The 26,062-nt window shown below is 53.7% G+C and carries 19 protein-coding genes; 9 read left to right on the top strand and 10 right to left on the bottom strand.

Translation table 11 applies throughout. The annotated features are described in order from the left end of the window. Positions 1-165: 165 nt before the first annotated feature. Both EHT87_RS00670 and EHT87_RS00665 read right to left on the bottom strand, forming a co-directional pair. Positions 166-621 (bottom strand): YybH family protein, encoded by a 456-nt coding sequence (locus tag EHT87_RS00670; protein ID WP_124902846.1) that lies wholly within the window; start codon positions 619-621, stop codon positions 166-168. Between the two features lie 42 nt (positions 622-663). Continuing rightward, on the bottom strand, positions 664-1,191 hold the full coding sequence (locus EHT87_RS00665; protein ID WP_124902844.1) for a YMGG-like glycine zipper-containing protein: 528 nt from the start codon (positions 1,189-1,191) through the stop codon (positions 664-666). Positions 1,192-1,448: 257 nt separating this feature from the next. On the opposite strand from EHT87_RS00665, the gene EHT87_RS00660 reads away from it, so the two are divergent. Next, positions 1,449-1,880, top strand: a complete 432-nt coding sequence (locus EHT87_RS00660; protein ID WP_124902842.1) for a VOC family protein — start codon at positions 1,449-1,451, stop codon at positions 1,878-1,880. 80 nt (positions 1,881-1,960) lie between these two features. On the opposite strand, the gene EHT87_RS00655 is transcribed toward EHT87_RS00660, so the two are convergent. The 8 genes from EHT87_RS00655 to EHT87_RS00620 all read right to left on the bottom strand — a co-directional run bounded on the left by EHT87_RS00655 (position 1,961) and on the right by EHT87_RS00620 (position 11,187). Then, positions 1,961-3,196, bottom strand: coding sequence for a multidrug effflux MFS transporter (locus EHT87_RS00655; protein ID WP_124902840.1), 1,236 nt, complete (start codon positions 3,194-3,196; stop codon positions 1,961-1,963). Positions 3,197-3,308: 112 nt separating this feature from the next. Further along, positions 3,309-4,025 (bottom strand): SGNH/GDSL hydrolase family protein, encoded by a 717-nt coding sequence (locus EHT87_RS00650; RefSeq protein ID WP_124902838.1) that lies wholly within the window; start codon positions 4,023-4,025, stop codon positions 3,309-3,311. A 202-nt stretch (positions 4,026-4,227) separates the two neighbouring features. After that, positions 4,228-4,668: a response regulator gene (locus EHT87_RS00645; protein ID WP_229320772.1), complete on the bottom strand. Its 441-nt coding sequence runs from the start codon at positions 4,666-4,668 to the stop codon at positions 4,228-4,230. A 155-nt stretch (positions 4,669-4,823) separates the two neighbouring features. Next, on the bottom strand, positions 4,824-5,453 hold the full coding sequence (locus EHT87_RS00640) for a response regulator (RefSeq protein ID WP_124902836.1): 630 nt from the start codon (positions 5,451-5,453) through the stop codon (positions 4,824-4,826). Between the two features lie 45 nt (positions 5,454-5,498). Next, entirely contained in the window at positions 5,499-7,421 is a 1,923-nt protein-coding gene (locus EHT87_RS00635) for a polysaccharide biosynthesis protein (protein WP_124902834.1), read from the bottom strand. 158 nt (positions 7,422-7,579) lie between these two features. After that, a complete protein-coding gene (locus tag EHT87_RS00630) occupies positions 7,580-8,806 on the bottom strand; it encodes an ice-binding family protein (protein ID WP_124902832.1) in 1,227 nt (408 codons plus the stop codon). Between the two features lie 97 nt (positions 8,807-8,903). After that, positions 8,904-9,422 carry a helix-turn-helix domain-containing protein gene (locus tag EHT87_RS00625; RefSeq protein ID WP_229320770.1) on the bottom strand — a complete coding sequence of 173 codons (519 nt, stop codon included), beginning with the start codon at positions 9,420-9,422 and terminating at the stop codon, positions 8,904-8,906. 271 nt (positions 9,423-9,693) lie between these two features. Beyond that, a complete protein-coding gene (locus EHT87_RS00620) occupies positions 9,694-11,187 on the bottom strand; it encodes an arabinose isomerase (RefSeq protein ID WP_124902828.1) in 1,494 nt (497 codons plus the stop codon). Between the two features lie 207 nt (positions 11,188-11,394). Between EHT87_RS00620 and EHT87_RS00615 the strand changes: the two genes are divergently transcribed. The 8 genes from EHT87_RS00615 to EHT87_RS00580 all read left to right on the top strand — a co-directional run bounded on the left by EHT87_RS00615 (position 11,395) and on the right by EHT87_RS00580 (position 25,898). After that, a complete protein-coding gene (locus EHT87_RS00615; RefSeq protein ID WP_229320768.1) occupies positions 11,395-12,120 on the top strand; it encodes an RNA polymerase sigma-70 factor in 726 nt (241 codons plus the stop codon). A 69-nt stretch (positions 12,121-12,189) separates the two neighbouring features. Beyond that, complete coding sequence (locus EHT87_RS00610) at positions 12,190-13,194, top strand: FecR family protein (RefSeq protein ID WP_124902826.1); 1,005 nt, start codon at positions 12,190-12,192, stop codon at positions 13,192-13,194. Between the two features lie 52 nt (positions 13,195-13,246). Further along, positions 13,247-16,696 (top strand): SusC/RagA family TonB-linked outer membrane protein, encoded by a 3,450-nt coding sequence (locus EHT87_RS00605; protein ID WP_124902824.1) that lies wholly within the window; start codon positions 13,247-13,249, stop codon positions 16,694-16,696. Positions 16,697-16,716: 20 nt separating this feature from the next. Further along, complete coding sequence (locus tag EHT87_RS00600) at positions 16,717-18,363, top strand: RagB/SusD family nutrient uptake outer membrane protein (protein WP_124902822.1); 1,647 nt, start codon at positions 16,717-16,719, stop codon at positions 18,361-18,363. A gap of 4 nt (positions 18,364-18,367) precedes the next feature. Further along, the gene (locus tag EHT87_RS00595; protein WP_185716109.1) at positions 18,368-21,421 is read left to right on the top strand and encodes a PVC-type heme-binding CxxCH protein; all 3,054 of its coding nucleotides are present in this window, start codon (positions 18,368-18,370) and stop codon (positions 21,419-21,421) included. Between the two features lie 119 nt (positions 21,422-21,540). Continuing rightward, positions 21,541-22,875: a neutral/alkaline non-lysosomal ceramidase N-terminal domain-containing protein gene (locus EHT87_RS00590; protein ID WP_124902818.1), complete on the top strand. Its 1,335-nt coding sequence runs from the start codon at positions 21,541-21,543 to the stop codon at positions 22,873-22,875. 115 nt (positions 22,876-22,990) lie between these two features. Then, on the top strand, positions 22,991-23,821 hold the full coding sequence (locus tag EHT87_RS00585) for a polysaccharide deacetylase family protein (protein WP_124902816.1): 831 nt from the start codon (positions 22,991-22,993) through the stop codon (positions 23,819-23,821). A 136-nt stretch (positions 23,822-23,957) separates the two neighbouring features. After that, on the top strand, positions 23,958-25,898 hold the full coding sequence (locus tag EHT87_RS00580) for an SGNH/GDSL hydrolase family protein (protein WP_124902814.1): 1,941 nt from the start codon (positions 23,958-23,960) through the stop codon (positions 25,896-25,898). The last annotated feature ends 164 nt before the right edge of the window (positions 25,899-26,062 follow it).

Here is a 26,062-nt window from a genome sequence, read left to right as displayed (position 1 = left end):
CAAAGGTAGTAAATCCATAAGGTACCTTGCTATGCATAGTACTTTGGCGGCAAAAATACCGGGTTGGGTGGTTGATATTGGGGATAAACACGCAACGCCTGCCACGACAGGATCCGGGTTGTCGTGACAGGCGTTGAAAAGTACTATATTTTACAAGTGAATCCGTTACTGCTTCACCCGGACTGGCAAGTCTTCCAATTGAGCATAACTGAGCTTCCAGGCATTATCCGCCCCTTTTTTCCAGAGCAGCATAAAATTCCCCTCTCCCGTTCCGTGCGGTTCTGCCGGGGTTGCGGGCAACACATCCACCGAAAATGTACCGGCTTCGTAGGCGGTTTGCTGATCGGTTCCCGAACTAACCGTGAAGGTTTTTAAATCGTCCAGGGTTGGCAATGTGGCCCGCACCCATTTACTGGCGACTTCGCTCTTGCCCTGCCAGTGGCTGCTGCCTTGTACAAACTGCACATCGTCGGCCAGGAAAGCAATGATTTTATCGGCTTCCTTTGAATTCCAGGCGCTGATAAACTGCCGGTTTAGTTCCTGAACAGTAACGGGTTGAGTGGTTGTTGAACACGCCGTACTGAGCGTAGCAAGCAACAACAGAGAAATGACTGATTTCATGGCGATTGTGATTTTAAGGGTGATACATAAACACCTGAGCGGTTACCAACTTTTCTGACGGTAGTCTGTCATACCGTACGGTACCGACTGGTTCCCGTAGAAAGGATTGGGCAGGTAACCCTGATTCAGGATGTAGAGAGCCGGATTATTCTCGGCTTCCGGAACCTGAACCGGCTGAACTGCGCTAACGACCGGTTTGGGGGCCGGAACCGGGGGGCGCGTAACCACGGCGGTACGTTTCGTGATCGAGGGAGCCGCACCCGAGTTCGCAGCGAGCGGTCGTTCGGCGGCCCGTCGACCGGCTTCTTCCCAGGCGGCTTTTTTCCGTTTGTTGTCAATGTGCTTGCCAACAGCATACCCGGCGGCCCCGCCTACGACTCCGCCGATTACCCCGCCAACGACGCGGTTTCGTTTATTGATGATGGCGCCGGCGGCTGCTCCGGTACCGGCTCCAATGGCCGCACCTTTTGCCTGCGTACTCCAGCTTTTCAGAATTTGAGCCGACATCGAATGACCCGTCAGCAGAACAACCAGAATGGTCAGGATAAAACTGTTATGTGTCGTTTTCATGGCTTCCAGTGTTAATGTTGAATGAACTATAGACACACTTAAGTGCCGATAGTTTAAAAACCGGTAACACCCCAGGAAACTCTGAACTCGAAAAAGAGCAAAGAACCCGGCTTTTGGGGCCGGACTGGACTCATTTTCAGGGGTTAAAAAGAGGCTCTGACAAAGTCGCAATCGACCCGCATGTAGGCGCATTTACACACGCCTGGATTCGTATACCGGAGGTACCTTTGTCAGGTAAACTTTAAACTTCAACTACAATGGCAACCAAAATTTTTGTTAACCTGCCCGTTAAAGACCTCAACAAATCCGTCGACTTCTTTACCAAACTCGGTTATAGTTTCAACCCGCAGTTTACGAATGAGAACGCTACCTGCATGATTATCAGCGAAGACATTTTTGTTATGCTGCTGGTTGAGCCATTTTTCAAATCGTTTACCAAAAAGGAAATTGCCGACGCTACCCAAACCACCGAATCGATCATTTGCCTTTCCGCCGAAAGCCGCGAAGAAGTTGATTCGCTGGTTAGCAAGGCCCTAGCGGCAGGTGGCAAAGTGCCCAATGAAAAACAGGATCAGGGTTTTATGTATGGCCACGGTTTTGAGGACCTTGACGGCCATCTTTGGGAAGTAGCCTATATGGATCTGAATGCCATTCCGCAGCATCAGGCGGTGGCCGAAGCCAGCAAGTAACCAGGAACCGATTCCGGTAGAACCTGAAAAAGCCGTAGCGGGATTCCGTTACGGCTTTTAAACTGGTGGAGACGCTCTGCTTACAACGCCACTTCCGAAAGCGATTCCTGCCTGCCAGCCTTCTTATTGCGGTAGTGAATAACCCGCTGTCCCAGCAGAAAAATAGCCAGCCCACTGACCACGCAAACCATCATCATCCCCACCATCGGCAGGGCGGTGTGGTTATGAAACAGGCTGACGGATGCGGAAACCACCGCTCCGAAACCCATTCGAAAACTTCCCATTAAAGCCGCAGCACTCCCGGCGTGACGCGTGAAAGGAGCCAGCGAAAGAGCCGACGCATTAGGGCCGGTTAACCCCTGACCACTCAGAAACAGAAACAGCATGGCAATCAGCCCGTAGACCCCAAACCAGCCCGCCCAGGTGCCCCAAACCATCAACAGACCCACAACCGACTGGTAGATCAGCGTAGCCTGAATAATCTGTTCGCTTCGAAACCGCTTTAACAAACTATGATTCAGCTGCGTGGGCGCAATCAAGGCAATGGCCAGAAAAGCAAAAACCCAGCCGTATTGCTGTTCTGTAACGCGATATAAAGTCATAAAGACGTCGGGGGAGCCCGAAATGTAGGCGAAGGGGGCCGACGTAGCAATACCGCCGACGAGCGTATACGTCAGAAATTGGGGTTGTTTCAAGACCGTCAGAAAACTGCCCATAACCGCCCGGGGACGCAGCGACAGGGAAGGATCGGGCTTTTTGCCGTCCGGTAATACAAAATAAATCGCAATCAGAATGAGTGCCGTGATGGCCGCCAGAATCAGGAAAATGGAATGCCAGCCCAGGGCAACCGTTGCGTAACCGCCCACCGTTGGGGCAATCATGGGCGAAACGGCGACCACCAGGGTCAGCAGGGAGAAAACCTGAGCAATCTGCGATACCGGAAACAGATCGCGCACTAAAGCCTGGGCCGCTACCAACCCCACACAGCCACCAAGCGCCTGCAAAAGCCGCATCAGAATCAGCGTTTCAATCGACGTAGTGGTTGCACAGCCGATGGAAGCCAGCAAATACAGCACCAGGCCCGCGTAAAGCGGCAGCTTCCGGCCATACCGGTCGAGCAGCGGCCCATAGATCAGCTGGCCAAACGAAATACCGATCAGATAGGCCGTCAGGGAAAGCTGAACCTGGTCGATGGTGGTGTGCAGACTTTTGGCAATAGCCGGAAAACCCGGCAAATACATGTCGATCGAAAAAGGACTGATGGTCGTGAGCGTACCTAAAATCAGGATCACACTAAAATACTGTCGGCGCGTCATAACGGCGGAAGAGGTTCTGTTCTAAAGACGCTCAACCCCCAGTGATTGTTCCCGTTTTTGTATTTTTTTTAGGTACGTGCCGTAAAAGATAAAAAAAATAATTTGTACGAAATCAAGGCGTGGTCAGTATACCCAGGCTTTGTTTGATCCGTTCGGCAACCTTCAGATTGCCTTTTTGATTGAGGTGCAGCTGATCCGATCGCAGCGAACGCGGCACGATGTCGTCGGTATGGTCGATAATGTCAAGGTAACTGGAAGGGTCATATTGGGACAGCAGATAGGCGTGAATGTTGATATAATGATCTCCATACAGCGTACTCAGTTCCCCATTCAGCTTCATGATGGCCTCATGGCCGGCACCGAACACATCTTCGTTGGTCCCAAAACTCCCGTTGAGAATGCCCAATACCAAATACCGCTTATGTCCCAGCGCCTTGACCATGGCAGCAATGTCGGCTTTTACATTATCCGGTTCCAGGTAATTATTACGACCCACCCAGATAATGGTATTGTAGGCATGTTTTTCTTTATCCGCCAGCATTCGCTGGGCAATTTTGGTACTGGTTTCGCCCGACTTTCCCTGATTTACCACCTGATAACCCGTTAGCTTTTGAAGCTCGATCAGATACGAGTTACCGGGGCTCCCCTCGGTCATGCTGTCTCCCCAGCCCACAATGAAGTCTGAAGGAACGTCTTTCGGAGCAGCGTCATTCATGGTACAGCCCAAAACCGCGCAAAAGATAAAAAGAACGCTGATAAGGGAGAGGCTCCGGAGCATAAATGGCCGGCACGGTTTGATCGTCTGGTTCAGAACGGTAGTTCCAATCATGATAGTTTGAAGTGTAACGTCGTAGTTTGAACCGAAACCGCTCCACCGGGGTGCGATTTCGCATTTCGGACGTTTAATAAACGGTGATTCAAACCCGAAATTGTATGGCGCAGGAATTGGCCCAGACGCTGATTTCGCCACCACGCCAACTGATTTTTCGGAAGCTGGCACTTTCATCGGCCCGAACCGGCGTTGAAAAGGGTCAAAACTGGCTGTTCGGATGCAGGCAATTTTGCCAGTATTCAATCAGGTGTTTGATCTGCTGCTGGAAACCGGCATAATCAGAGGCTTTCTGGAAAAATCCCTGAACGGATTCTTCGTAAGCCTCCCGAATGATTTCAGGGCTGGCGGCAGTGGTTAAATGCACAAACGGAATGGATTTCTGGCGTAAATACTCGCTCCGGTTGATCCGTCTGCGTAATTCCAGCCCGTTCATAATGGGCATATTAATGTCGCAAAGAATCAAAAAGGGCTGTTCCTTCGTGTCTTCCAGATAATGCAATGCCAGCTGCCCGTTGGAAAAAAATCGTATTTCGTTGGTAACTCCCAACTGCTTAATAACTTGCGCAAGTAGGAACTGGTCGTCTTCGTCATCCTCAATGGAAATAATGGGGCCTTTCAAAGACAAATTAGGTGGCAGCATGCGTGGTTGGATCCATAGGTGGTTTACAAATATACATCAAGATTTGAACGGATGCTGTAAACCCAGCCTGACCAGATGGGGTAATGGCATGGTAACGGCACTAAAAAACCGGCGGTACGGAAGAACGCCGGTTTTAAAAAAGCACGAATTTGATTTTAGATCAGCCGGTAGAGCTCGGCCAGATCCTTGAGCATGATCACATTATCGACCCGGAGTTTGTCGTAAATACGGGCTTTGTGGGTACCCACCGTGGAGGTATGAATATTTAAACAGTCTGCAATGGTGGAAACCGATGTTCCTTTAAACAGATATTGAGCAATTTCAAATTCCCGGTTCGACAACAGCTTGAAAGGGTCCAGTTCATCCGCAACGTGCCGGTCTTCCAACGCCTGATCGATAAAGGATTGATCGATGTATTTTTTGCCCGTCAGTATGGTTTGGACCGCCAGCAGAATTTCCCGGTCTTCGGCCTGTTTGCTCAGGTAGCCTTTCACTCCCATTTGCAGGTAGCGTTTAACGAAAGCATATTGTACGACCGTCGAAAAGATAAGAATGGGCAGAGCAGGTGCCATTCTGCGCAGATTTTCCAGTAAACTAAACGTATCCGTATTGGGCAGATTGATTTCCATAATCACCAGATCATAATCGGTATCCATGCTCTTTCGGAAAGCCGTACTGCCGTTCTGGGCTTCGTCGATCTGAATGCCGCCATAGTAGTCTTTCAACAACAGGCGGATGCCTGAGCGCACAATAGAATGGCCATCGACTACTAAAATTTTGCTCATGATTTCGAATGTTTACCCCGCAAAAAGCAGTGAATGAATTTTTACTTAATAGTCCAGCGTGCTGAATACCGAGTTGTTGCTGATGAATTCGGGAATGATCCGTTTGATACTGCTGACCAACGCCCGGTCGTTGCCTTCGGCCAACTGATACCGAAGTTGTTCCAGACAAAACCGGATTTCTTCGAGATGCGGAGCGGCCACCCGGGCAATCACGATTTTAGGATGATGCGTGGGCAACGTCCGCTCGTGTGCGTGCAGCAGTTCTTCCGACAGCTTCTCGCCGGGCCGCAATCCGGTGAAAACGATTTTAATTTCCTGCCCGGCCTGTTCCCTCGACAACCGGATCATCTTCCGGGCCAGATCCACAATTCGCACCGGTTCGCCCATATCGAACACAAACACTTCGCCACCGTGCCCCATCGCGCCCGCTTCCAGTACCAGCTGACAGGATTCGGGAATGGTCATAAAATACCGTTGGATATCCGGATGGGTTACCGTTACCGGCCCGCCCGCCTGAATCTGTTGCCGGAATACCGTCACGACCGAACCGTTGGAACCCAGGACATTCCCAAACCGGGTGATCATAAACCGGGTTCGGCGCAAGAGCGGGTCGGAATGATTCAGGCTCTGAACATACAGTTCGGCCAGCCGTTTGGTCGCCCCCATGACATTAGTCGGATTGACGGCTTTGTCAGTCGAGATCATCACAAAGCGTTGCACGTCATATTCCAGCGCCAGATCGGCCATGACCTGCGTGCCCAGCACATTCACCCGCACAGCCTCGAAAGGATGTTCTTCCATCAGTGGCACGTGTTTATACGCTGCGGCATGAAAAACCAGGGTTGGCCTCGTATCCCGAAACACATGCTGCATCCGCACCTGATTGGAGACATCAGCAATTTTGATAACCAGGCGGATCTGATCCAGGGCGGTTTTAAACTGCTGACGAAGTTGGAATTCGAGGTCAAACAAAGCCGATTCGGCCTGATCGACCAGCACAATCGTGTGTGGACGATGGCTCAGCAGCTGACGAACCAGTTCACTGCCAATGGAACCGGCAGCTCCCGTTACCATCACCACCTGCTCGTCGAGTTGCGCACTTACCCGTGAGTTACCCAGGTGAATCGGTGCCCTTTCCAGTAAATCTTCAATTCGGATATCCCGGATTTGCACAGCATCAAACCGGCCGTTCATCCACTGGCGGGCCCCGGGAACGGTTCGAACGGAAATCTGATACGACAGAAAGAAGTCGGTAATCTGGGTCCGCTGGTGGGGACTAATGGATTCCATCGCCAGAATGACCTGGGGTAGTTTGGTCTGGCCCTGGATAAACCGCTGGTAGGCCTGCTGCCGGGACAGAACCTCTACCCCTTCGATGACTTTATGCCGTTTGGCCGGATCATCATCGATGAAAGCCAGCATCTGATACCATTGATCCGAATCTTGTTCCAGGGCCTTGCGGGTGAGTAAGCCGGTTTTCCCCGCGCCATAAATCAGGACGGGCTGACGTCCTCCTGCGCCAACCAGCCGTACATGCCAGTACAGCGTTTTAGCCCCAAACCGACTGGCTGCCAGAATAACCAGACAACAAAAGTAGTCGATCAACAGAATGGACACGGGTACGTAGAATTGCCATTGACCACTCAGTAAAGCGAGCAAACCGGATATCAAAGCGGTTAGGGCGGTACTCAGCGTGACGGCTAATCCCAGCAAACGGAGGTCTTCCAGGCTGGTATGCCGGATGATGCCCCGGTAGGAACCAACCCGTACAAAGCAGATCAGGCGACTGACGGTTGTGATCAACAAACCGGCCAGCAGTTTCTCCCCGTTTATGGCGCTAACATCAAAATTGAAACGCAGTCCAAAGGCGATGATAAAGGCAACCAGGGCAATGACCGTGTCGGTCAGCAGAATAAGGTAGCTGGACAGAAATCGGTTGGTATAAGTCCGCAGATAGTTCTCGATCATTCGTGATACGCATTAAAACAGGGTATGAAGTTCGCCAGGGCCAGGCAAAGCCAGGCCAGGGTGAACCGGAATCACCGTTAAATCGATTCGAAATGGGTTGGGGAAAGTAAAAACTGAACAGAGTATGTTTTGGAAAACCACCCCAAAGGGCCGCCTGGCTACTCGACAATCAAGCGGTGCTGACGCACCTGACCCCGTTCCGACACTTTGAGGACGTAGACCCCCGAGGCCAGATTACCGGTCGATTTGAGCAGCAGATTCCCGGCCTGAACGCCCGTTTTCTGAAGAGTCAGCAAGCGACCATCGGCACTGTAGAATCCCAGAATGGCGGTTTCCGGCTCATCCAGCCGCAGCACAAACCGTTCTCCTCTGCCAACCGGATTCGGATATACACCGTAGGCATCATCGCGCAACACCACCGAAATGGGCCGGTAAACGGTCGATTTTCCGTTTATATCCATCTGCGTCAGGCGGTAATAGCTCGTACCGGAATAGGGCGATTGATCCGTGAGACGGTACGTTTTGAGGGTATTGCTGTTCGTGGCCACTTCGCCCACTTCACCCACTTTATCGAACCGCTGCAGATCCTTGCTTCGCTCGATCAAAAAGCCTTTGTTATTGGTTTCGAGGGAAGTTGTCAGGGCCAGTTCGACCGTATGATTGGCCTGGGCTTTGGCCGTAAAACTGACCAGCGTTACCGGTAACGGGGCGGCCGTTGGAATGACAACCGTGCTGGCGTTGATGGTAATGGCTCCTCCCGTTGACAGGGCTCTGCCCTCGAGCGATGTGGTATTTAGGGTGATAGCGCCCGTAGCCAAGATCGTTCCCCTAAACGTGGAACCTGTTCCGGTCGTGACCGCGCCTTGTACCTGAAAAAAAACATTTTCAATCGTGGCTCCGTTCGTCAGAACAATGTTCGAATTAGTGGCGGTTGTTAAGGCGCTGCTCAATTTGATGATAAATATGCCGGTTCCGCTTAAGGTCAGCGTTCCATTCAGGGTGGTAGGATCTGAGGTGTTCTGGCACGAAACGCCCGGAGCCAGCGTCTGACCTCCTAATTCGGCATTGATGATCGTACCACAGGTCTGCGAATTCAGGGAGTTGTAGGCAGTCTGTACGTCAAGAGCTGCCTGATTGGATGTCGAGCTGTTTTCAGCATACGCATTTCCAGTTAGGTTAGCGTCTCCAAACCCGGAGGTGGCCCCTGTTTTGGTACCAACGTCCCCCGTGATGGTGGAGGCTCCATTATTGGTAAGTGCGCCGTTGGCCGTAAATAATGCAAACCCGGCTGTTGTTCCAAGCGGGGGTGCGGTTTGTCCAAACCCGATAGACGGCAGTGCAACCAGTATACTGCAGGCCAGGCTGAAAAGTAGTTTTCGTTTCATAGTCATCGAGTGATCAGGCAAACTTTGTTTTATTTTGCTAAATTGGCTCTTTAAGAACCCCTATATGTTACATAATTCCACAAGAAGGTTACATTATTCACACATTTTCGAGTGTATTCCGCCCATTTTGCTTGAGCTGCTTGTAATACGTGGGCGTGAACCCGGTAACCTTCTTGAATTGGCTGGATAGATGAGCGACACTGCTGTAATGCAGTTTGTAGGATATCTGGGTCAGGTTAAGCTCATCGTAGAGCAGCAATTCTTTCGCCCGTTCAATCTTGTGGGCAATGATGAATTTTTCAATGGTCGTTCCTTCCGTTTGGGAGAACAGATTGGCGAGGTAGGTGTAGTCATGCTGTAGTTTAGCACTGATATAATCCGAATTCTTAACCCGGGGTAGTTCGTCGGTGTAATGCACCATCTCAACAATGAGATTTTTTACCTTTTCAATCAATACGTGCTTTTTATCGTCCATCAACTCCAGCCCTAATTTCAATAAATCCGTTCTCAACTCTTCGCGTTGTTCGGCAGAAATTACCCCAAACACTTCTACTTCACCCAAATTCACGATTTTGAATGGCACCCCAATTTTCAAAAAAATTGTCTGTACAATCATTTTGCATCGAGCACTTACCATATACCTGATAAAGACTTTCACTTTGTTTTTGCTTACAGCGTATGAAAGAAACTAACTAAAATAGAGCCGGAACACCAATGTGGTGAAGAGGGGAAAAATCAACGAAGAAAGAGGACGGCTTTACTAAACAGCCTTGCTTTTATAGCGGCAAAAATCGATCCAAAGATACGTTATCAGACAAAGAATATGTAAAATCGGGTTTTACTTACTAATCAGGACTGGCAAAGGCGCGACGGCGGCCCGTACCCGGTTAGCACACCTGAATCACTTCCACATTCAGCAGTGCCCCCAGTTTCGCCAGTTTGGAAGCGATGTGTCCAACGCCCACTGCGCAGTGGTGCGCCGGGCCGTGGCTGTTCCAGGTCTGTACGAATTGCCGGGCACCCGGCGAAAACCGGTAGCGGCTGTTGGTGTTGCCAATTTGCAGAATCGGCCCCGGCACGGATTCACCTTCCGCTACCAGCAGACTGATTTTCCCCTGCCCGTTTTCCACCACCGACAGGAGCGTTACCGGCCCGTTCTTCACCGACATCTCCACCGAAAGTCCCCGGCCCACTTTGCCGTGGTACACGTAGAGCGGGCGAACTTTGGTTTTGCCCTCGGCAATGCGGATGTGGCCCGGACCGTCGTGGCCCATCAAAACCACATCATCGGCAAAATCCATCGCGTAATATTCGGTAAAAGAGCCGCCCACGCCGAAGCTGTCCATGATTTTCATGGCCTGCGCATTCTTAACCTCGTATTCACCCGCCACCGGAATCCCGCGCGCCGTGAGCAGCGAATTACCCAGAATCACCGAACTCATAGTGTCTTCGTTGGCCGGATTGCCCGATCCTTTGTGGTAATAAGCCAGCGAACCCAGCCCGTGCGTTTCCACCAGCAGATCCAGCGCCACGGAGGTGCGGGCGGCCCGGTCCAGTTCGTCGGGCAAACAGTCCGGCTGAATGGCAAACGTTTCGGCAAAAACCGCCGTGCGTTCTTTTACCTGTTCCGCCGAAACCGCTTCCCGCAATGCCGACAGTTCATCGACTTCCACGATTTTCATATGGCCGCCGAACGTCGCATTTTGCAGCGTCAGATCGGAATAAATATCGAGCATCCCGCTGTAATAATTGCCCATTAAACCCAGACAATTGTGCGCCATGACGTGGGCAACCCGCCCGGCTTCAAGCCATTCGTCGATTTCCTGCCAGCCTTCGGGGTCGTTTTCGAGCATCCCGGTTACCTGATGAAACGGGATGCCAGCCCGCCGGAACACGTTGGCAATTTCGGGAACGGGGCAGGCCGAACAATAGGCCAGCCATTCGCCGGTCATCTTCGTCCGGTCATTTAACTGATTGAACCACTCGTAGTTAATCGCCGGTTCGGGGGCCAGGTTCAGCACGATCACCGGTACTTTCGCCCGCTGCACCACCGGCAAAACCGTGGCCGAAAGCGCATAGGTCGTGACGTAAATGAACAACAGATCGATGTCGGCCCGCCGAAACTGGTGACCGGCTACCAGGGCTTTCTCCGGCGAGTCGACCAGGCCCAGATTGACCACCTCGACGCCCGGGCGGCTAAACCGGTTTTCAACCCGTTGCAGGTAGCCTTTCAGGCGGTTTTCCAGGCCGTCGAACTGCGCCCAGTAGGTGTCCAGACCAATACCGAATAAACCGACTTTGAACGGAAAGGACCGATTGGTCAGGATCGGCGTTGCGAGGTCCGGCTGCTGGCCGGTTTGTGAGTGCGGGATCGTTTGCATGCGGGATCGAAAAAAATAGATCATCAGGCAATAGCCTGAAAGATTATTGGCAAGTATAGGATGAATCGGGTCGTATCTCAAAAGTATTTTTTAAATCGGCCAAATAAATATAAAATTACAGTAAGTGTTTTTTCCGCACTGAACCGTCTCCTTGTATCGAATCAGTGATTTTGCCTTTCTGACAAGTATTTTCATCATTTATCGAACATGGGAGAGGTTAGACGTTTCATGCCGGACCCGAATGGCAACGCGGGAAATCCATTCTCTTTCGGAGACTATCCGCCCGGGGATCGTCCGATCGGGGAGCGTCCGCTCGGGGACCCGCCACCTGCCCATTTTCAGCGGTCGTCCGCCGTGCTGGATGCCGAATTGCTGATTCATAAAGCTTTTGAACAGAATCCGGACGCGGGCATCGCGCTCTTATTTCAGCATTATTACCAGCCGTTGTGCAGCCATGTCGTCCGGTTTGTTTCGTCCAAGGAAATCGCCGAAGACATTGTTTCCGACATCTTCTACGAGTTTCACGTTGGCCGGATTTACCGGACCATCACCACCTCCTACCGCGCCTTCCTGTTCACCGCCGTCCGAAACCGGGCGTTCGATTACGTTCGGGCGGAGATGAAACGCAGCACCTCACTCGATCAGGCCGAACGGCTTTCGTTTCCTGTCGAGCAGCAGCCCGACTCGGTGACGCAGTTTGAAGAGCTGTATCACGACGTCGAAAAAGCCATCGACGCCATGCCCATGAAACAGCGGCAGGTGTACGTCATGCACCGGTTTGAAGGCCGGAAATACGCCGAAATTGCCGCAGAACTCAATCTTTCGCTCCGAACCGTCGAAGTTCACATGTACCGGGCCATCCATCACGTTCGGGCATTCCTGAAAGACAAATGGCTGATTTTACTGATCAGCTTCTACCCGTATACGCAATAAAACCACAACCAACTTCCTGAAACGTGTTTTTGGCGTGGCGGTTTTGCCACCCCGAAACCGGTCTGAATTATGAAAACACAAGTAACCAAAGAACTGTTATTCAACTACTTCGCGGGTCGAACAACGGCTTTTCAGAAGCAGCTGATTGACGAATGGGCCAGAGAGAAAGACAACCGGGAGCAGTTTTTTACATGGCTGGAAATCTGGGAAAGTCAGAATCCGCAGTACGTCGCCGATGTTCAGACGGCCCTCAGCCGCCACCAGATGCGGATGGCCCAAAAACCGGAAGCAGACGAAACAAGCCCGCTGGATTTGGCGGTTCCCGTACTCCGTCAGCCCTGGTTTCGGTGGGTCGCAGCGGCTTCGGTGGCGCTCATCGCCGTGAGTGGCTGGGTGTATCGCGATGACGTTATGAACGAAAAGTACACGACGGCCTACGGCGAAACCCGAAGGTTTACCCTGTCCGATGGCAGTGAGGTGACGCTGAATGCCAACTCGACGCTAAAAGTGCCCCGGTTTGGTTTTGGGTACCAGACACGGGATGTGGCACTGACGGGCGAGGCCACCTTTTCAGTAACGCATACCACTGACGATCAGCGTTTTGTGGTTAAAACAAACCGCAATTTTGAGGTAGTCGTACTGGGAACCGAATTTACGGTTTACAACCGCGAACGGGGTGGCAAAGTGGTGCTCAACAAAGGAAAAGTACAACTCCGCTACCAGGAAGGCCAGGCACCCCGCCAACTCATGATGAAACCCGGCGATCTGGTAACCCTCAACCGGAGGAACGGCGAGGTTCAGCTCCGCAAGTTGAGCCAGCCCGAAAACGCATCCGCCTGGCGTGAAAACCGCTTTGTTTTCGAAGAAACGACGCTCGAGGAAATTGCCCATTTATTCAGGGAAAACTACGGCCTGGTGCTAGAAATTACCGATCCAAAACTGGCCAAATGGACGGTTTCCGGCTCGTTTACCGCCCGCAACGCCGAAGAACTGCTGGAGTCGCTGATGGAAGGTTCGGCCCTGACCTATAAACGCACCGGCAACCACATTACCATTCCCAACCCGACCAATTAACGCACCGCACTCATTCCTGTTTCTGCTTACTAACCCATTATTTCTTCCTTCCATGAAAAAAAGAATACCAACGCTGCTGATCCTGTTGCTGGGTGTGATCCGGCCGGGTTTCGCCCAAATGCTCGCGAAGGCCCAGACGTCGCCCCGCCAGCCCGTAACCGCCAGGCCCGAAAACCGCCAATTGAAGGAAACCCTGCGCGAACTAAAAAATTATTACAAAGTAGACATCCTGTTTTTCGACCGGATTGTGGAGGGCTACGTCGTTTCGTCGGATGCGGTTCGTTGGGACGACCGGCTGGAAACCAACCTCGAAACGGTGTTGAAACCGTTTGGGCTGGGCTATAAAAAATCGAAAAACGGTGGGTATGTCATCACCGCCAAAGAACCGCAGCGGAGGTCGGAACCCAATCCGAGCCGATTTCCCGAAACCGCTCCCCTCCGCCAAACCGAAAGCCGACCGGCTACCGAAGGAACAACGCTAGACGTTTCGGCGGCCCGCACGATTGAAAAACCGGTCGTTGCCGATGTGACGATTCAGGGCCGCGTGACCGACGGAGCGAAAGGCGACGAGTTGCCCGGCGTCAGCATTGTGCTGAAAGGTTCGACGCGGGGAACGACAACGGACGGCACCGGAAGCTACAAGCTGCTGATTCCCGGCCCGGATGCGGTGCTGGTGTTCAGCTTCGTAGGCTACGAGCCGCAGGAAGTGCTGGTGGGGGGCCGCACGGAAATCAACATCAGCCTGAAACCGGACATTAAAGCCCTGAGCGAAGTGGTCGTGGTCGGGTATGGGGTCCAGAAGAAAACCTCGGTAACGGCGGCTGTGTCTACGATGAAAGGCGACGAAATTGCGTCGGTTCCGGTGACTAATCTGAGCAACAGCCTGGGTGGCCGCCTGCCGGGCGTCATCGTGAAACAGGCTTCCGGCGAACCCGGTCGCGATGGTTCCAACATCTACATCCGCGGTATTTCCTCGACGGGCAACAACCAGCCGTTGTTGATCGTGGACGGTATTCCCCGCAGTTTCCAGCAACTCGATCCCAACACGATTGAAACCTTCACGATCCTGAAAGATGCCGCAGCCGTGGCTCCCTACGGCGTGGCCGGGGCCAACGGGGTGGTGCTGATTACGACCAAGCGCGGAAAAACCGGAACACCGTCGCTGACGTATAACGCTTACGTTGGCTTTCAAAACCCGACCGTGATGCCTGATTATTTGCACGGCTATGATTTTGCCAGCCTGAAAAACGCAGCCGCCAAATACGCCGGTTTGCCCGAGCCGTATTCGGCGGAAGCCTTGCAAAAGTTCAAAGACGGTTCGGACAACGATTCGTATCCGGCCGACAATTATATCAAGGAACTGGTCAACCGCAATGCCCTCATAACGACCCACAACATCGAATTGTCGGGCGGGGCCGAGCGCATTAAATACTACGCCAGTCTGGGCTATCAGTACCAGGCCGGGATGTGGCCGTCGACCAATAACAAACGGTATAACCTGGCCATCAACCTCGACGCACAGGCTACGAAAACCACCAAGATTTCCTTTAACCTGAACGGCCGGGTGCAAAAGTCCCAATACCCGTCCATCGGAACACCGCGAATCTTTGAACTGATTGCCTATTCGCACCTGCAAAACGGTCCGCTGTTTTTCAGCAACGGCATGAACGGCACCTACGTCACCGGCAGTATTTACAACAGCGGGTATCAGAAAACCAACACGACGGCCTTGTATTCGCAACTGACAGTCGAACAGGCGATTCCGTTCATTCCGGGCCTGGTTGCCAAAGGTACGGTCGCCTACGATCCGACGATGACGATGGATAAAATCTGGACCACGCCGGTTCATCTGGCCACGATCAATACGTCCACAAAAGTGATTACGGACGGTATTTTCGGTCAGGCCAAATCATCCCTGAGCCAGACCTACAACCAGGCGCAGCAGCTGACCTACCAGGCCAGCCTGAATTACATGCGGTCGTTTGGCAAAAGTAGCGTTGGTGCCCTGGCGGTTTTTGAAGCCAAAGCCAACGACGCGATGCTGCTGGGCGCTACCCGACGGAACTACAACCTGGGCATCGACGAACTGGACATGGGCAGCTCCAGCAATGCGGACATGACCACCACCGGAACCTCCAGCTACGGTCGGCAAATGGGTCTGGTCTATCGGGTTACGTACGACTATGCCGATAAATACCTCGTGGAAGCCAGCGGTCGCTACGACGGTAGCTACTATTTTGCGCCGGAAAACCGCTTCGGTTTCTTCCCGGCGTTCTCGCTCGGCTGGCGGTTATCGGAAGAAAACTTCATCAAGCAGAATGTCCGCTGGATCGACAACCTGAAACTCCGCGGTTCCTACGGCGAGGTGGGTGCCCTGGCGGGGAGTGCTTTTCAGTACATGAGCACCTACAGCGTGGTGGGTCCGGCCTATGTGCTGGGCGGCAATGCCGTTCAGGCCCTTCGCGAACGCAACGAGCCGAATCCGAACATCACCTGGGAACGCGCGAAAAAGACGGATGTGGGCCTGGAAGCCACGCTGTGGAAAGGGCTGCTGAACCTGGAAATGGATTATTTTTACGAAAAACGGTCCAACATGCTGGTCAATCCCGACGTCATTGTACCGTCCGAATACGGAATCGGGCTGAGCCAGGTGAATGCCGGGATTATGCAAAACCAGGGCATCGATCTGTCCATCGGATCGTCGCACCGGTTCTCGCCCGATCTGCGCGTCTCCCTGAATGGCAATTTTACGTACGCCAAAAACAAGCTGCTGCAGGTGTTTGAAGCGGGTGCCACCTACAACAACCTCAACCGCCGGCTAACCGGAAAACCGCTCGGAACCCAGTTTGGCTTCCAATCGCTGGGCCTTTTTCAGTTGACCGATTTTGACGAATCCGGCAAGTTGAAACCCGGTATTGCCGTACAGCCCTGGGGCGCGGTTCAACCCGGCGACATCCGGTATCAGGACATGAACAATGACGGCAAAATTAACGACGATGACCTCACCCGGATCGGCGACGCCGTGGCGACCCCTCGCATCATTTACGGGATAGCGCCGAATATTCAGTACAAAGGATTTACGCTGGACATTCTGTTTCAGGGCGCGGCCAAAACCAACTTCTATTATTCGGGCAGTGCCGCCTGGGCCTTCAGCAACGGCATGGGTGCGGTGCGGGAAACGCTGGATTACTGGACACCCGAAAATCCGGACGCCACCTATCCGCGCATCACCAACGCCCCGACCACCAACAACACGCAGACGTCGTCGTTCTGGATCGGCGATGCCAGTTACCTGCGGCTGAAAAGCGCAACCCTGTCGTATTCGCTTCCTGCCGTCATCACCCAGCGGATTAAAATCCAGAATGCGCGGATCTATGTATCGGGGCAGAACCTCCTGACCTGGACGAAGTTGCGAAACTTTGACCCGGAAATCACGCAGGCGAATGCCTGGAGTTATCCGCAGCAAAAAGTAACGTCAGTTGGCTTGAATATCACCTTTTAGTCTTGAAAACAGCCCCCGCTATGAACCTGCACAGGCTTATGAATTTGAATGGCAAAGTAGCTTTGCTGTTCCTTATACTGGGAATTTTCTCCTGCAAGGATTTTCTGGAAGTGGCCCCCAAAGACCAGATTTCGGACAACCTGGTCTGGACCGATCCCGGCACCGCCGACCTGTTTCTGAACAACGTCTATTCCGGCATACCGGGTCCGTTCAATGGCTTCGATCCGTGGGAAAACTTTACGGACAACGCCATGAACGGCGTCAACGGTCTGCCCAGCCGGGTTTTGTATTCACCATCGGTCTATACGGCCAGCAACGCTCCCAACTGGTGGTCGCAGTATGCCAACATTCGGCGGGCCAATTTATTCATCGAAAAAGTGACGGCTTCGAGCTTTCCGGATAGCTGGAAGAAACCCAAACTGGCGGAAGCCCGGTTTTTGAGAGCCTACTTTTACCAGTTGTTGTGGACGGCCCACGGCGGGGTTCCGATCATCACCAACTCGTTGAACCAGAACACGCAGGGCGACGCCATTTTTCGGGCCCGGAATACCGACGAAGAAACCTATAAATTCATTGTCGATGAATGTGCCGCCATTGCCGACGACCTGCCGCTGAAAGCCGAAGCGGGCCGGGTTTCCAAAGCCTCGGCGCTGACGCTGAAAGGCTGGTGCGAACTGTTCTGGGCCAGTCCGCTGAAAAATACCGCCGGTGATAAAGCCCGGTGGGCGCTGGCAGCCGCCACGAACAAAAAAGTGATGGATCTGGGCTCGCACAGCCTGTTTTCCAATTACGAAACGCAATTTTACGAGGACAACAACAACAATGTGGAAGTACTTTTTGCCAAGCAATACCTCGGCGGTACGGCCCTGGGAAGTGGCAAAGAAGGCCTGTGGGGGCCCTGGATCGTCGGTGGCGTACAAAAGGCCTACGGTGGCGTCGATCCGACGCAGGAACTGGTGGATGAATATGCCATGGCCAACGGTCTGCCCATTTCAGACCCGGCTTCGGGCTACGACCCTCAGAACCCGTATGTCAACCGGGAGAAGCGGTTTTATCAGTCGATTGTCTACGACGGATCGCTCTGGGTGGGGGCCGAAATGGTGATGAAACAGGGCGTCGGTAGTCGGAATGCGACGGATTTGAGTAATACCAATGAAGCCACCAATACCGGTTATTATTTGCGGAAGGGATTGAATCCGAAATACACCATCAACGGCAATCACCTGCTGAACAGCGGCAGTTTCATTATCTATCGCTACGCCGAGGTGTTGCTCAGTTATGCCGAAGCGCAGAACGAAGCCGTCGGGCCGGATGCGTCGGTGTATGCCGCCATCAACCAGGTGCGGACGCGGTCGGAATTGCCGAACCTGAAAACCGGGTTGACGCAGGCCGAAATGCGGGTGGCGATTCAGCGGGAACGCCGGGTCGAGCTGGCTTTTGAAGAACGGCGCTGGTTCGATCTGATGCGGTTGAAACTCGCGGAAAAGAACCTGAACGGAACGTTGCACGCCATGAAAATTGATCTGGTGGGCGGCAAACCGGTTTATACCGTCATTCCTGCACCGGAAGGCGGAAAAACGTTCTTTGCCAACAAAAATTACCTGCTTCCGATCCCGCAGTCGGCGCTGAATCAGAATGCAAAGCTTACCCAAAATCCGAATTACTGACCCAATGGGAAACCCGATTAAACGTACGCACGAGTGGTTTTTTTACAGTTTGATAGCATCGCTGCTGACGGTGGCCGTGAGCTGTCAGAAGTCGTCTACCGGTTCGGGAACGTCGCCGGAAGAGGCTCTGAAAACGTTTGAACTCGAACCCGGTTTTCAGATCGAACTGGTCGCCAGCGAGCCGCTGGTGGCCGATCCGGTCGCGATGGAAATTGACGAAGACGGCCGGGTGTACGTGGTGGAAATGCACGGCTATCCGCTCGACAAAACCGGTACCGGAAAAATAAAACTCCTGACCGATTCGGACGGCGACGGGCGCATGGACAAGAGCGCGGTTTTTGCCGAAAATCTCGTATTGCCCACCGGCATCATGCGCTGGAAAAAAGGCGTACTCGTGACCGATGCGCCCAACGTTTATTACCTGGAAGACACCGACGGCGACGGAAAATCAGACGTCCGCGATACGGTTTTGACCGGCTTTGCCCTGTCCAATCCACAGCACAACGTCAATGCACCGTTGCTGGGCCTCGACAACTGGATTTACCTCGCCCACGAATCGGCGGTGACGGCGCAGGTCTACAAGGAAGAATTTGGCGACCGGGGCAGTGATGTCTTTTTTCCCAAACGGCCCGATGGCATCCGGCTGCCCGACAACGCCAGTGGCCGCAGCGTCCGGTTTCGGCCCGACCGCTACGAACTGGAACCCGTTGCCGGAAATACGCAGTTTGGTCATACCTTTGACGCCTGGGGAAACCGCCTGCTGGTGAGCAACGCCAACCACGCGTTCCACGAAGTGATCACGACGCCCTATCTGAAGCGCAACCCGGATTTGCTGGTTTCCAACGTCACGCAGTCGATTTCGGACCACGGGAATGCCGCCGAGGTGTTTCCGATTACGAAAAACCCGCAGCTCCAGTTGCTGACGGATGTGGGCGTGATCACGTCGGCCTGCGGAATAACGGCGTATCTGGGCGGGGCGTTTCCGGCTCAGTACGACAGCATTACGTTTGTGGCCGAACCCGTCAGCAATTTGGTACATTTCGATAAAATCCATGAAAAAGGAGCCACTTTTACGGCCAGCCGGGTCCATACCGGCAAAGAATTTCTGGCTTCGACCGATGCCTGGTTTCGGCCCGTCAACTTCTATACCGGACCCGATGGCGCGCTGTATGTCATTGATTATTACCGGCAAATTGTTGAACACCCCGAATGGATGGCCGAAGACGTTATCAAATCCGGGGCCTTATACAATGGAACAGATCAGGGCCGAATTTACCGCATCACGCCCAAAGGAACCCAACCCGCCAGCTGGGGAAAAGACCTGCTAGGCAAGGCGACTAACCCGCAACTGATTGAAAAACTGGGCGACCGGAACGTTTGGTGGCGCCGGAATGCCCAACGGCTTTTGCTCGATCGCGCAACTCCGCAGGACGTTGCCGGGCTGGAAGCCATGGCGAAGAATCCTTCGTTGCCCTTTGGCCGTCTCCACGCCCTCTGGACCCTCGAAGGTCTGAGCAAACTGCGTCCCGAACTGATCACGACGGCTTTGAAAGATCCGGTTCCGGGCATACGCACCAACGCGATCAAACTGGCGGAACTCCATCTGGAAACCGCCCCGGCGCTGGTTCCGGCTTTGCTGGCGATGCAGTCGGATACCGATCCGAAAGTGCGGTTTCAGCTGCTTTGTACACTCGGTTTTGTTGAAAAACCCGAAGCAGCCAGCGCCCGGCAAAAGCTTTTGTTTGCCGATATCGACGACCCATGGGTTCAGATTGCGGCTCTTTCCGCACCTTCGTCGCAGAAAGGTGATTTGCTCAATGCGGTTCTGGCGCGTTTCAAACCCGATCAACCGGCGTATGGTTCGCTCGTCGAGCGGCTCAGCGCGATGGCCGGGGCGAGTCAGCCAACCAAAACCATCAACCAGTTGCTTCAAAAAGCCACCGCCCCGGTTTCGGAAGACCGCGCCACCTGGCAGGCTTCCCTCATCAAAGGGATTGGCCAGGGCATCAAACGGCGGAATTCGTCGCTGGATTCAAATTTTCAGGCGGAACAGGCCTTGCTGATCCGGACGTTTTTCGACCATCCGGCTCCTTCCATTCGCTCGGCCTGCCTGCAGGTTTTGCAGGTGACCGGACTGCCGGAAGACGCCCGGACGAACGCGGCTCTGGCCAAAGCCGTGCAGACGGCGGGCGATGCGAAACAGTCGGAAGAGAAACGCTCGGAAGCCATCGGTTTTCTGGCCCTCCACGACGCAACGCCCCAGATTCCGCTCCTGAAAAAAATGATTGCCCCGAACGAACCGCTGTCCGTTCAGGTCGCGGCTTTGAAAACGCTGAGTTCGATTCCCGACGCCACGGTTAGTGATTACGTGCTGCAAAAGTGGCCGGTTATGACGCCCGACATCCGCGAACCGGCCATTGCTACGTTCTTCAGCGGCTCCGACCCGGTCAGACAGTCGCGAATCAAACTGTTGCTCGATGCCGTCGAAAAAGGAACGATTGATCAGAACAGCATCGGCTGGCCCCGCAGCGTCGGGTTGATGGCGAATTCGAATGTGGAATCGCGAAACCGGGCGCGGGTGTTGCTGACCAAACGCGATAAGCAGCGGGATGAAGTGATCAAACAATACCAGACCTCGCTGGATCTGGCGGCTAGCCCCGAAAAGGGCGCGCTGGTCTTCCAGCAGAACTGCGCCTTGTGCCACCAGATTGGCAGCACGGGCGGTATTGCGTTCGGGCCCGATCTGGCGACCATCCGAAACCGGCGACCGGCCTCCATCATGGGCGACATCCTGAACCCCAACCTGTCGATTGCCGACGGTTACGACCTGTGGACCATCACGCTGAAAAACGGCGAAACCCTTCAGGGCCTGATTCCGACCGAAACGCCGACGGCGCTGACCCTGCGCAATCAGGGCGGTCAGGAAACTACCATTGCCCGGCAGGACATCGAGTCGCTGAAAGCAATGAACATGTCGGCGATGACGGCGGGCCTGGAAAAACAGATCAACCCGCAGCAAATGGCTGATTTACTGGCGTATATCAAACAGGCGAAATGAGTTTACGGTTTTCAGTTTACGGTTTATGGTGGCTGACGCATGCAAACAAAACGCGTCAGCCAACCATAAACCGTAAACTGAAAACCGTAAACAAAAAAACACCTCTTAACCCCTGAACCATGCTCTTTTTTCAAAACCGCATACCGGCTTTCAGAACACGGATTGGCCTTTTGGCGGTAGCCCTTCAATTGCTTTTTTCGCTGGGTAGTCAGGCCATTGACCCGAAAGCGACCGGTTTTCGGGCGGCTGTCGTCAAGGTAGACGTGACGCCGGAAGGCCACCAGATGCTGCTCGGCTACGGAGCCCGGCGGTCGACCGGGGTTCTCGACCGGATTTATCACCGGATCACCGTCCTGGACGACGGAAAAACCCAGTTCGTTCTCGTTTCATCCGACTTCGCCGTGGTTTCGCCCTCCGAATACGACAAAGTGGCCGCCAAATTAAAAAGCCAGTTGGGCATCGATCCGGTCAACTTCTGGTGGACGCTGACCCACACGCATTCGGCTCCCGAAGTCGGCCCTCCGGGTTTACCGGCCCTTTTCATGGGGGATCGGTATCAGCACAAATTCGATACGGACTATACCGATATGGTGGAAAAAAAGCTCATTGACGGTGTTGCCGAAGCCCGGAAAAAACTCGAACCGGCCCGATTGGGTGTCGGCTGGGGCATGGCGCAGGCCAACATCAACCGGCGGGCCAAGGGCGTCGACGGCAAGGCGTTTCTGGGCATGGACCCGGATGGTCCGGTCGATCGCCGGATCGGTCTGATTCGACTTGATAAGGCGGATGGCACGCCGATGGCGTTGATTTCCAACTACGCAATTCACGGAACGGTGATGGGGGGCGAAAACCTGCTCATCAGCGGGGATGCACCGGGCGTGGTGGCCCAGTATGTGGAAGAACAACTGGGTATTCCGTTGCTGTTCATCAACGGAGCCGCCGGCAACATTGCCCCGATTTACAGCCAGTATGCGAACCATAAAATCGGGCGGCTGCATCAGTTCAAGACGTTATTGGGCGACAAAATTATTGCCGCAAACCAGTCGCTCAAGGCCACCACGGCCGATATTAGCCTGAAAACCGCCCGTATGATTGTTGAAACGCCCCGCAAAGCCGACCTCGGCTGGGTCGATGATTTGAAAGACTACACCCGCACCAACAAAGCCGGGGTCAACATTGTCAAACTGCCGGTACGGTTTCTGCAAATCAACGACGACATCGCCATCTGGAGCGCCCCACTCGAACTGTTCTGTGAAATTTCCAACGAAGTGCGCGACCGGTCGCCTTTTCCCTACACCTTCTATTTTGGCTACGGCAACGGTTGGCTGGGGTATTTGCTGACGGCCGAGGAGATCACACACGGCGGGTATGAGGTAACGGTTTCGCCCTACACCCCCGCGGCCGCCAAAGATTTGACGGATTCGGTGGTAAATCATTTGCAAGGCAAGAAGTGAATTTACCCCGGAGGGCCGGGCCCTTCCGGGGTAAATTATTGATGGATGTAAACCTTTGATAGATACAAGCCCTTTAAAATTAAATTTAAGGGGAAAATTAGTAAACCTTATTCCTATGAAACTAAACCCAATCCTTCGCGCATCCACCCTGTTCTGCGCCCTGCTCAGTCTTTCGTTTTCGAGCGAAATCAACCCGTCAAAACCGTCGGCGGCCCCCATCACCTGGCCCAATGGCAAGAAAGTGGCCCTGAGCCTCAGTTTCGACGATGCCCGGCTGACCAACGTCGACAAGGGAACGGTTTTGCTGGATCAATACGATGTCAAAGCTACGTTTTTCGTGGTACCGTCGGCGGTCAAAAAACGGCTGGAGGGCTGGAAAAAAGCCGTAGCCAGTGGTCACGAAATGGGCAATCACTCGGTCAATCACCCGTGTAGCGGTAATTTTACCTGGTCGCGGGAAAAAGCGCTGGAGGACTACACCCCGGCGAAGATGCGGGCCGAGTTGATCGAAGCCAATAAGCAGGTGCAGGACTTGCTGGGCGTCAAACCGGAGGTGTTTGCCTACCCCTGTGGTCAGATGTTTATGGGGCGCGGCAAAACCACGCAAAGCTACGTACCGATTGTGTCTGATTTGTTCATCAGCGGCCGCGGCTGGCGCAACGAAGCGCCCAACGATCCGGCGTATTGCGACATGGCCCAGATTTACGGGATGGAAATGGACGGAAAGGATTTTGACGAGATCCGGGAACTGATCGAAACCGCCCGCAAATCCGGGCAGTGGCTGGTGCTGGCCGGTCACGAAACGTCCGAATCCGGGGGCCAGACCACACGCCTGGCCATGTTGAAGCAGCTCTGCGAATACGCCAAAGACCCGGCCAACGGCGTCTGGATTGCGCCCATCGGAACGGTGGCCAAATACGTTAAAAAGCAACGAAAATTCGATTAAAAATAGAGATGGTAGTTTTTTGTCAGCCTCCGGTTTCTGACCGGAGGCTTTGATTTATACGCTCTATATCCGCGCGGAAAAGCGAGTAGAAACGCCCCGGTTATCCCTTCCGGTTTCGAGTCGATCTTCCGTTCCTATGCGTTTCTTTCCGATCCTTGCCACCTTCCTTTGCTCGTTTTTATCCGGTGTTCTGCTCGCTCAGCCAGGCGAAAAAACGGCCTTGTGGCACAGCTTTGAAAAAGTAGAATTCAAGCTGAACGGGATTCCGGCCCGAATCATCAAACCCCGAAAACCGCTGCCCGGCAATCCCTGGGTCTGGCGCGCCCACTTTCCCGACTGGCACGTGGAAATGGACAGCATTCTGCTCGAACGCGGTTTTCACATCGCTTACATCAATACCAACGATCTGTACGGCAGCCCGAAAGCGATGATGATCTGGGATGATTTTTACCAGCACCTGGTTTCGGAAAAAGGCTTTGCGTCGAAGGTTGCGCTCGAAGGCGTGAGTCGGGGCGGTTTGTACGTCTACGGCTGGGCCAAACGGAATCCCGCCAAAGTCAGCTGCATTTACGCCGAAGCGCCCGTTTGCGATTTCAAAAGCTGGCCCGGCGGAAAAGGCAAGAGCAAAGGCGACGCCAAATCGTGGCAGCAACTGCTGGAGGTCTACGGGTTTTCGGAACAGCAGGCGTTGGCGTTCACCGACAATCCGATGGATCATCTGGAAGGGCTGGCGGCTTATAAAATTCCGATTCTGCACGTCATCAGTTTGACGGATAAACTCGTTCCGTCGGACGAAAACACGTTTCCACTCGTGGAACGGTATCAGAAACTGGGCGGTCCCACGACGGTTTATGCCATGTCGCGGGGCGCGCAAACGCTGGAAGGCCACCACTTCCCGATCGAACACCCGGCGTGGTGGGCCGACTTCATCACGCAGCATTCCGTGCCCGTTCAAAAACCGCTGTCGTCTGCCGCTTATGTCCGGATCCGGGGCGGGTTGCCAAATGCGTACCGGGTGATTACGGAGCAAAAAAAGGCCACCGTGGCGTTTCTGGGCGGTTCGATTACGCACAATCCGGGTTGGCGTGATAAAGTGAGCCAGTTTCTTCAGGAGAAATTCCCGCAGACGGCGTTTACGTTCATCAAAGCCGGGATTCCGTCGCTCGGGAGTTTGCCGCATTCGTTCCGCATCGAGCAGGACGTGCTGAGCCACGGCAAAGTGGATTTGTTGTTTGTGGAAGCCGCCGTCAATGACCGCACCAACGAGACCGACAGCCTGACGCAGCTTCGGGCGCTGGAAGGCATCGTGCGGCACGCCCGAAAAGCCAATCCGGCCGTGGATGTGGTGCTGATGGAATTTGCCGACCCGGACAAATTTGGCGATTTCCGGCAGGGCAAAAAACCGGTCGAACTCGCCAACCACGAGCGCGTTGCCGCCCACTATCAGTTGCCTTCCATCGATCTCGCCCGGGAAGTCTACGACCGAATAGCCGCCGGCGAATTTTCGTGGGAATACGATTTCAAGGATTTGCACCCCTCGCCATTCGGGCAGGAGTTGTATTTCCAAACCATGAAGGATCTGTTGAATACCGGGTTTTCGTTGGAGGAGAAACCGGTCAAACCGTTGGCCGGGATTCCTCCGCTGGTTGGCGGCAGTTTTGACAACGGGCATTACGTATCCATCAAAGAAGCCTCGCTGCAAACCGGCTGGAAATTGATCGAAAACTGGAAACCGGCGGATGGCGTTGGAACCCGGCCCGGTTTTGTCGACCGCCCGATGTTGGAAGCCACCACGCCGGGAGCCGCCCTGTCGTTGAATTTTTCGGGAACCGCCGTCGGCATCGCCCTCGTTTCGGGGCCGGATGCGGGTGAGGTGGAATACCGCATCGACCAGGGACCGTACCGAAAAATGGACCTCCAAACCCAGTGGAGCCAGCAGTTGCACCTGCCGTGGTACAAGCTCTTCGCCAGCAATTTACCGGACAAAAAACACGTGTTGCAACTCCGCATGGCGGCCACTAAAAATCCCAAAAGCAAAGGAACTGCCTGCCGGATCGTTTATTTTCTGGTGAATTAAGCTACTACACCTGTCAGGTCTTTAAGACCTGACAGGTATCTGCACCAGGACAAGGTGCCGTCGGTTTTGAAACCGCTAGTGGTCTGGTCATTGAAACGGAAATAGCCACCCTTGAAGTGACCGGAGCGCGTTCTTTACCAAAATAACGATAGTAAATCGGGCGG

Source organism: Larkinella knui (genome assembly GCF_003858645.1).
GTDB lineage: Bacteria > Bacteroidota > Bacteroidia > Cytophagales > Spirosomataceae > Larkinella > Larkinella knui.
The sequence above is the reverse complement of the archived record's forward strand: the minus strand, read 5'-3'. Positions and strand labels throughout refer to the sequence as shown.